Source organism: Flavihumibacter stibioxidans (assembly GCF_014332695.1).
Taxonomy (GTDB): domain Bacteria; phylum Bacteroidota; class Bacteroidia; order Chitinophagales; family Chitinophagaceae; genus Flavihumibacter; species Flavihumibacter stibioxidans.
The window spans coordinates 39,908-47,500 of sequence record NZ_MBUA01000032.1; the positions used below are offsets into that span (position 1 = coordinate 39,908).

A 7,593-nucleotide genomic window follows, 5' to 3' on the forward strand; every position below is an offset into this window, starting at 1 on the left:
CACCATGCTTACAACGGCTGACATATTAAAGAAGGTAAAGGAGCTAGAGATTAAAAGCAAAAAGCTCACACGTCACCTGTTTACGGGTGAGTACCACAGTGCGTTCAAGGGCAAGGGAATGTCGTTTAAGGAAGTGCGTGAGTATCATCCCGGTGATGATGTCCGCTTCATCGACTGGAATGTTTCCGCCAGGTTCAATACCCCCTTCAGTAAAATGTTTGAAGAGGAGCGGGAGCTGACCATGATGCTGTTGGTGGATATCAGTGCCAGTTCCCTCTTTGGTACCGTTCATGCAAGGAAAAAAGACCTGGTTACTGAAATAGGGGCGGTCCTTTCTTTTTCCGCCATCAGCAACAACGACAAGGTGGGCGCCGTACTATTCAGTGACGGCATTGAAAAATATATCCCGCCTAAAAAGGGACGTGACCATGGCCTTTTTATCGTGCGGGAACTGCTGACCCTGGAGGGGAAAAGAAAAGGAACGGATATTACCCAGGCCCTGCGATACCTGAATAATACCACGAGGCAAAGATGCATTGTTTTCGTGCTGAGCGATTTCCTGGATCCTGCGTTTTCAGACGCATTGCGTGTTGCCGGGAAAAAGCATGATGTGATCGGTATAAAAGTGTATGATCCCATGGACATGAAACTGCCCGATATCGGGATAATGGAAACGGAAGATGCTGAAACGGGTAAGGTACTGCTGATCGATACTTCAGACTATTTTGTAAGGAAAACACACGAGGACGCATTCTTCCAGCATACAGAATGGTGCAAGCAGGTTTTTTTGCGTGCCGGATGCGACCTGCTTCATATTGCCACCAGGGAAGATTACGTAAAAGTGTTACAGAAATTTTTTATCGGAAGATCCTGAACCAAAGATGTCGTTTACTACAATTAAAATATTCTCAGGGCTTTTGCTGTTCCTTGTCTCTACTGCATTGCAGGCACAGGACATTATGGTAAAGGCTTCAGTCAGTAAAGACCGTATCCTGATTGGCGAACCGATCGTGTTGAAGTTGGAAGCAGAAATCCCAAAAAGCAGCGAGACGGGCTGGTTTAAGGTGGACAGCATTGAACATTTTGACTACCTGAAGCAACCCGTTAAAGACACGCAGATCAATGTAAATGCCATCATATTCAAGGAACTGTTCACCATCACTTCCTTTGATTCAGGCAGTTGGACAATCCCCAGGTATTCTATAACGATAAACAATAACCGATATCTTACCGATTCCATCAGGATCGATGTGGGTTATTCGCCTGCCGATCCTTCACAGCCATACCATGATATCAGGGATATTGTAGAAGTGCCGGAAACGGAGCAGCTTTATATCAATTACATAATTGCGGTGGTTACATTACTGGCCATCGCTGCCTTGATCTGGCTGCTCAGGAGGAAGAGGAAAACAGCGGGCGAAAGCCCTGTACAGACGGGTCCGCGACTAACACCTTATGAACGGGCAACAGCAGAACTGGCTTCCTTGAAAGCATCGGGGCTTCCGGCCGCCGGTCAGTTAAAACAGTTTTATACCAGGTTGAATGACATCCTTCGCACCTATTTCAGGGAACAGCAATTGGTAACCAGTCCGGATGCTTCCAACGAACAACTGGTGGTGGGTGTTAAGTCACGTCTCGATAATGAATCGGTCTATCGCCTGGCGCAGTCGCTTCGGTTAGCCGATGCCGTTAAATTTGCCCGGTATGAACCCGGGGTCAATGAGCATGAGCAGGTTTTCAACGACATTAAGGAAAGTATAGAAAACATAGAAACAAAAATCCGTAAAACCCCCAGCGCGTGATAACCAGGTATTTTGAAAACATCAGTTTTGCCTGGCCATGGATATTATGGCTGTTGCTTTTAGTGCCCATGCTCGCCTGGTGGTACTGGAAGCGTTCACCCGGGAAGAGGGCCACAGTAATTATCTCCACCAATTCGGCTTTTGAGCGGGGCAGCAGGGGCTGGAAGGCCCGTTTATCGAGGCTTCCGTTTGTATTCAGGTTGTTGTCGCTGGTGTTTATTATTATGGCGCTGGCAAGACCCCAGACTAAGTTTGATGAAGAGCAGGTAAAGGGTGAAGGGGTTGATATCATCATCTGTATTGATGTCAGCGGCAGTATGCTTGCGCAGGATTTTACACCCAACCGGCTGGAAGCGGCAAAGGAAGTGGCCGCCAATTTTGTTGACAGCCGTAAAACCGATCGCCTGGGTGTGGTGATATTTTCAGGTGAAAGCTTTACCCTTTGTCCGCTTACAACCGACAAGGCGGTACTCAAAAGCCAGATATACAGTATCCAGAGCGGACTGCTGGAGGATGGAACAGCCATCGGATCGGGACTTGCAACCAGTTCGGATCGATTGCGCACCAGTGAGTCGAAAAGTAAGGTCGTGATTCTCCTGACCGACGGTGAGAACAACGGAGGCCAGATACCACCGGTTACAGCCAAAGAGATCGCAAAAAAACTGGGCATCCGGGTGTACACCATCGGGGTGGGATCGGAAGGCTTTGCTTCCATACCGGTACAGGGCAGTGATGGCCGTGTTTCCATGCAGCGCGAGAAGGTAAACATCGATGAAAAGCTGCTGACGGAAATAGCCACTGAAACCGGCGGAAAATATTTCAGGGCGGCCGATAATGAAGGACTGGCAAGGGTTTACTCAGAAATTGACCAGTTGGAAAAATCAACTGTGGAAGTAACCGCCATTCACCGGTTTACCGAAAGATTCCTTCCCCTGGTCCTGGCTGCCGGATTCTTTCTCTTCCTGGAATGGGTGCTTCGCCTGACCCTGTTCAAAAAATTTCCTTAATACATATTGCAGTACATTCGCAGTAATCATTGGTATGGATGAAAGCAAGAGTGTATAAGTCTACCGGAAGTTGGTATGTCCTGAAGAATGAATCGGGAGCACAGTTCAACGGAAGGATCAAAGGTGTGTTGAAGATCGATGGAATCACATCCACCAATCCCATTGCCGTGGGCGACTGGGTGGATGCGGAGCCGGAAAATGAACTGGAGCAAACCGTTACTATTACAGGTATCCATGACCGTGAGAACTATATCGCCCGCACTTCGCCGCATAAGAAAGTACAGCATCATATCATTGCTTCCAATCTCGACCAGGCCCTGGTGTTTGCTACCCTTAGGGAGCCCCGCACTTCACAGGGCTTCATCGATCGCTTCCTGATCACTGCGGAAGCCTATCATATTCCGGCCATCATCGTTTTCAACAAAGCTGACCTCTATCGCGAAAAAGAACTGGAGAAGTACGCCGAATACGAGGATATGTATAGTTCCATTGGGTATCGTGTTGCGCTGATCAGCGTAAAAGACGGACGGGGGATAGCGGAGCTTAAGGATATGCTGCACGATAAGACCACTTTGATCAGCGGTCATTCCGGGGTGGGTAAATCAACTTTTATCAATGCGGTTTTTCCGGACATGGCCTTACGCACCCAGGAAGTCAGTGGCTGGAGCGGAAAGGGAATGCATACTACCACCTTCGCGGAAATGTTCGACCTACCGGGTGGTGGCAGGATTATTGATACACCGGGCATCCGGGAACTCGGACTGGTAAACATCACCAAACAGGAACTCTCACATTATTTCCCCGAAATGCGAGCCGTCATCAACGAATGCCAGTTCAATAACTGCCTTCACATGAATGAACCCGGCTGCGCAGTGAAGCAGGCAGTTAACGATGGAAAGATACATATCGACAGGTACGTCAGTTATTGTACCATCCTGGATAGTATTGATGAAAAAAATTATTAGGGAGAGCTTATTATGAAAAAAATAGTGTCACTACTGTGCCTGGTCCTGTTGGCATGGACCCTGCCTGCCCAGCAATTTGAACCAAACTGGAATTCGTTGAATAAAAGAAAAATGCCGGACTGGTTTCAGCAGGACAAATTCGGCATTTTCATTCACTGGGGACTCTATGCCGTACCTGCTTATGCTCCTGTGATTCCGAATAGTGGTTACAGTTATGCCGAGTGGTATTGGTATCGATTACATGAAAAGCAGATAGACTTTCTCACCTTTCACCAGAAGAATTATGGCAGGGATTTTACCTATGAACAATTTGAGCCTATGTTCAGGGCGGAGTTATTTGACCCGAATCAATGGGCTGAGGTATTTAAGAAATCCGGCGCAAAATATGTGGTGCTAACTTCCAAACACCATGAGGGGTATTGTTTGTGGCCCAGTGCCGAAGCCGATAAAACCTGGGGCCGATCTTGGAATGCTGTAACGGGAACGCCCAGGCGCGACCTGCTGGGCGATCTTACCAATGCGGTAAGGGACAAGGGACTCAGAATGGGTTATTATTATTCCCTGTATGAATGGTTTAATCCCTTGTGGCTGACTGATAGGAAAAGATATGTGGACGAACACATGATCCCGCAGTTCAGGGATCTGGTGACAAAATATAGACCATCTGTTATTTTCTCTGATGGGGAATGGGATCTATCCGACACTGCTTGGAAAAGTGAATCACTGCTGGCCTGGTTATTCAATGAATCGCCGGTTGCAAAAGAAGTGGTGGTGGATGACCGTTGGGGAAATAATACCCGCGGGAAAAACACCGGAGCGACCTACACGACTTCAGAATACGGAAGTGGTATGGATGCCAGTGTTGTCTGGGAAGAAAGCCAGGGGATAGGGCATTCCTATGGATATAACCGGAATGAAAAACTGGAAGACTATAAATCAAGTCATGACCTGGTATTGATGCTGGTGGATATCGTGTCGAGGGGTGGTAATTTGTTGCTGGATATTGGTCCCACTGCGGATGGCCGGATACCGGTGATCATGCAGCAGCGATTGACAGATATGGGCAAGTGGCTGGAAGTGAATGGGGAAGCCATTTATGGCACAAGTGCCTTCAGGATCAACTGCCAGTGGAGTGAAGGAAAGAGGCCTGATAAAAAAGATGACAGTTATATGTCGGGCTATAGTGTGGCCAACCTGGTAAAACCGGCTGCGGGCCGTGCGCATATTGAATGTTTTTTCACCGCCAAAGGGAAGGATCTATATGTCATGCTGCCGCAATACAGGTCCACAGTTTTGCTGCGTGACCTGAAACTAGCGGCTGGTGCCACTGCCAGTGTACTAGGTTCGTCCAAATCATTACCACTAAAGCAGTCGGGTGCGCATACGAGGATAGATTTATCGGGGTTCAAGCCCGGTGAAATAGCAGCGGACTTGCTGGTAATCAAAATTTCCAATGCGTTGTAAACGGTAAAGTTTGCGCAAACGACTGGAAATTCCACTCTTCATAATCACTATTTTCCGTCAATAATTGACCACAGAAACTAATGCAGACAAATCGCTGCCGTAAGAGAATTGATTCGTAATTTGTACCTTAATAATAGTGATCATTCAGACCCGGAATAAAGTGGTCAGCTTCCGTGGAATTTCCAGCTTCAGATCAAGAATATCATATAAATAGTAATTGGACAGCGCCTTCTGGCAGCGGTATTGATGGCGAAATCGCGTATAATCCCGCGACCAGAGCTGTTGATATTAATATTTCTGCATCATATGGTATTCCTGGTCTGGCACACGAATTAACACATGGTGCTCAATTTGATCGAGGACAAACAGATTTAAAAGCCGATGGGTCAGGTAGGGGGTATCTACATGATTTGACAGATGAAGTTTCTGCGTTCAAGCGACAATTTGCAATAAACAAAAAGAGTGTTTTGAACATCGATGTAGCGTATGTGCGAGGATTGCATCCAACGTATCAAACTATGCCATCAACGTCGTTAACAACTGGATCTTATTTGCATTCAATTTTTATGGCCCACCGCATTATAAATCCTAAAGTTTCTTATTATCCTGGAACTACACTTAAGTATCGAGATTCTAAGAAAACAGTATTTACTGGATTTGTTTCAAAATAAAAGATATGTAAATGAGAATATTGCTGTATGCTATTTTTGCTTTTTTATGCTCCTGCTCTCCCCGGATGGCTTTAAAAAGTGAGAGGTGTTTTAAAAGTAAGCTGAATCCAGTCTATGGTGGGCAAAGCGTTTTTTGTATTCAGCCAGACAGCTCGTTTGCTTATTATGGTTCTGGCCCTTCATTTTTTTTGTCGAAAGGGCGGTGGCAATATGATGGAGATCGAAATGAAATTCTATTAAGCACTTATAACGATTTAAAGCCTGCGTTCAAGAATCCTATTGACACCATGTGGGTGGATCTGACACAGAAACGTATTAAAGTGCTTTCTAAGAAAAAAATTGTTTTTGAGAATATTATCTATTACGCGCAATGATTGGAAATTCCACGGAAGCTGAGCACTTTATTCCGGGTCTATATTACCACTATTAGTCAGGTCCAAATTTCGAATCAATTCTCTTACGGCAGCGTTTTATCTGCATTGGTTTCTGTGGTCAATTTTTGACGGAAAATAGTGATTAGTCAGAGCGGATTTTCCAATATTGGATTTATATTCTAATAAGAGACATTGTGAATGAGACTGTATAAGGTGGACAACTAAAAGAACAAGTCTCACTCTATCTCCTTCAGCCTTTCTTTGATGGTATTATCTGCGATATTCTCCATCTCGCTTTTATCGTAAATGGAGAGCAGGTAGACGGTGGTGTTAGTGACTTTGACGTGGGTGATAATTCTGGCGCCCCCGGATTTTCCTTTTCCTTTGGAGGAAATGGCCAGGCGTATTTTGTAACAGTTGTTGCCGAGGTCGGTGCCGGTGGTGGGCTGCTGTTCCAGTTGTTCAATTAAGACCGCCAGGTCTTTTTTAAGGGACCGGTGTTTTTTAGCCAGGGCTTTGAGTTCCCGCTCAAAAAAAGCAGTGACCAGTACCTTATAGTTCATCCAGCAACGCTTTGGCGGACTTCAATTTTATTTTCCCCTGCTTGTGCTGGTTGACCTGCTGCACGGATTCTTCAAGGCCAGCCAGCCATTTTTTTTCTTTTGCAGAAAGCTGGGAAGGTTCCAGCACTTCTACATAGTCAAAGGCTTTGAGCAGTTCTTTGATAAAGGCCAGCTTGTTTTTCTTTTTGATATGTACGACCAGTTGTTCCATGGTATAATGATCAATATTATTTAATGGCCAGTTTTTGCTGGAGTTCATTGGTGATCAGAAAAGATTCCAGAAACTCTTTGACCAGCCGTTTTTTCTCCTGTGGTAGATGCTCAGCCCGTTTGAATTGGGAGAGTAATTCTTTATCGGCAATTTGTATTTCGGCCAGATCATTAAGGGATCCGCTTATTAGAAAATCTACAGTGGTGCCCAGGGCATTGGCCAGTTTGGTCAACACTTCGGAAGCGGGCCTGTTTTCCCCACGCTCATAGCGGGAGATATTGGTCACATGGACACAGATGGTTTTGGCGAGGTCACTTTGTGAGAGGCCTTTTTTGGTTCTTGCCTGCTTAAGTCGGTCTTTAAACTCCATGATAAGGGCTTTTGTGCAATAGGTATAGGGCAAAATTAGCACTCTTGGTTAGTAAAATCAATAGTTATTGGCAAAGGTGTGAATAAATGGGGTTGTGTGCTGGTTTATTAATAGAAAGTTTGCTATTTATTTAGGCAAGTTTGCTTATAGTATAGATTCTTGCCAT

The 7,593-nt window shown here is 45.7% G+C and carries 10 protein-coding genes; 7 read left to right on the forward strand and 3 right to left on the reverse strand.

The features are described 5' to 3' along the window. Nucleotides 1-4 precede the first annotated feature (4 nt). The 7 genes from BC349_RS19730 to BC349_RS19760 all read left to right on the forward strand — a co-directional run bounded on the left by BC349_RS19730 (nucleotide 5) and on the right by BC349_RS19760 (nucleotide 6,283). Nucleotides 5-874, forward strand: a complete 870-nt coding sequence (locus BC349_RS19730; RefSeq protein ID WP_187258521.1) for a DUF58 domain-containing protein — start codon at nucleotides 5-7, stop codon at nucleotides 872-874. 7 nt (nucleotides 875-881) lie between these two features. Further along, a complete protein-coding gene (locus BC349_RS19735; RefSeq protein WP_187258522.1) occupies nucleotides 882-1,802 on the forward strand; it encodes a hypothetical protein in 921 nt (306 codons plus the stop codon). Then, nucleotides 1,799-2,809 (forward strand): VWA domain-containing protein, encoded by a 1,011-nt coding sequence (locus BC349_RS19740; RefSeq protein ID WP_187258523.1) that lies wholly within the window; start codon nucleotides 1,799-1,801, stop codon nucleotides 2,807-2,809. The genes BC349_RS19735 and BC349_RS19740 overlap by 4 nt, the downstream gene beginning before the upstream one ends. A gap of 38 nt (nucleotides 2,810-2,847) precedes the next feature. Beyond that, complete coding sequence (gene rsgA / locus BC349_RS19745; protein ID WP_187258524.1) at nucleotides 2,848-3,774, forward strand: ribosome small subunit-dependent GTPase A; 927 nt, start codon at nucleotides 2,848-2,850, stop codon at nucleotides 3,772-3,774. A 12-nt stretch (nucleotides 3,775-3,786) separates the two neighbouring features. Further along, the gene (locus BC349_RS19750; RefSeq protein WP_187258525.1) at nucleotides 3,787-5,238 is read left to right on the forward strand and encodes an alpha-L-fucosidase; all 1,452 of its coding nucleotides are present in this window, start codon (nucleotides 3,787-3,789) and stop codon (nucleotides 5,236-5,238) included. Between the two features lie 173 nt (nucleotides 5,239-5,411). Continuing rightward, nucleotides 5,412-5,909 carry a hypothetical protein gene (locus BC349_RS19755; RefSeq protein WP_187258526.1) on the forward strand — a complete coding sequence of 166 codons (498 nt, stop codon included), beginning with the start codon at nucleotides 5,412-5,414 and terminating at the stop codon, nucleotides 5,907-5,909. Nucleotides 5,910-5,920: 11 nt separating this feature from the next. Continuing rightward, nucleotides 5,921-6,283: a hypothetical protein gene (locus tag BC349_RS19760; protein WP_187258527.1), complete on the forward strand. Its 363-nt coding sequence runs from the start codon at nucleotides 5,921-5,923 to the stop codon at nucleotides 6,281-6,283. A 236-nt stretch (nucleotides 6,284-6,519) separates the two neighbouring features. Here BC349_RS19760 and BC349_RS19765 read toward each other — a convergent pair whose 3' ends face one another. From BC349_RS19765 to BC349_RS19775, 3 genes are read right to left on the reverse strand one after another with little or no spacing between them, the layout of a single operon-like run. Next, nucleotides 6,520-6,846 carry a type II toxin-antitoxin system RelE/ParE family toxin gene (locus BC349_RS19765; protein WP_187258528.1) on the reverse strand — a complete coding sequence of 109 codons (327 nt, stop codon included), beginning with the start codon at nucleotides 6,844-6,846 and terminating at the stop codon, nucleotides 6,520-6,522. Further along, a complete protein-coding gene (locus BC349_RS19770) occupies nucleotides 6,836-7,105 on the reverse strand; it encodes a hypothetical protein (protein ID WP_187258529.1) in 270 nt (89 codons plus the stop codon). The genes BC349_RS19765 and BC349_RS19770 overlap by 11 nt, the downstream gene beginning before the upstream one ends. After that, the gene (locus BC349_RS19775) at nucleotides 7,074-7,427 is read right to left on the reverse strand and encodes a helix-turn-helix domain-containing protein (RefSeq protein WP_187258530.1); all 354 of its coding nucleotides are present in this window, start codon (nucleotides 7,425-7,427) and stop codon (nucleotides 7,074-7,076) included. Before BC349_RS19775 ends, BC349_RS19770 begins: the two co-directional genes overlap by 32 nt. Nucleotides 7,428-7,593 lie beyond the last annotated feature (166 nt).

Coding starts and splice junctions, on each gene's coding strand:
- BC349_RS19750 (WP_187258525.1), top strand. CDS start 3,787: ATGAAAAAAATAGTGTCACTACTGTGCCTGGTCCTGTTGGCATGGACC.
- BC349_RS19770 (WP_187258529.1), bottom strand. CDS start 7,105: ATGAACTCCAGCAAAAACTGGCCATTAAATAATATTGATCATTATACC.
- BC349_RS19775 (WP_187258530.1), bottom strand. CDS start 7,427: ATGGAGTTTAAAGACCGACTTAAGCAGGCAAGAACCAAAAAAGGCCTC.
- BC349_RS19735 (WP_187258522.1), top strand. CDS start 882: ATGTCGTTTACTACAATTAAAATATTCTCAGGGCTTTTGCTGTTCCTT.
- BC349_RS19760 (WP_187258527.1), top strand. CDS start 5,921: ATGAGAATATTGCTGTATGCTATTTTTGCTTTTTTATGCTCCTGCTCT.
- BC349_RS19765 (WP_187258528.1), bottom strand. CDS start 6,846: ATGAACTATAAGGTACTGGTCACTGCTTTTTTTGAGCGGGAACTCAAA.
- rsgA (WP_187258524.1), top strand. CDS start 2,848: ATGAAAGCAAGAGTGTATAAGTCTACCGGAAGTTGGTATGTCCTGAAG.
- BC349_RS19730 (WP_187258521.1), top strand. CDS start 5: ATGCTTACAACGGCTGACATATTAAAGAAGGTAAAGGAGCTAGAGATT.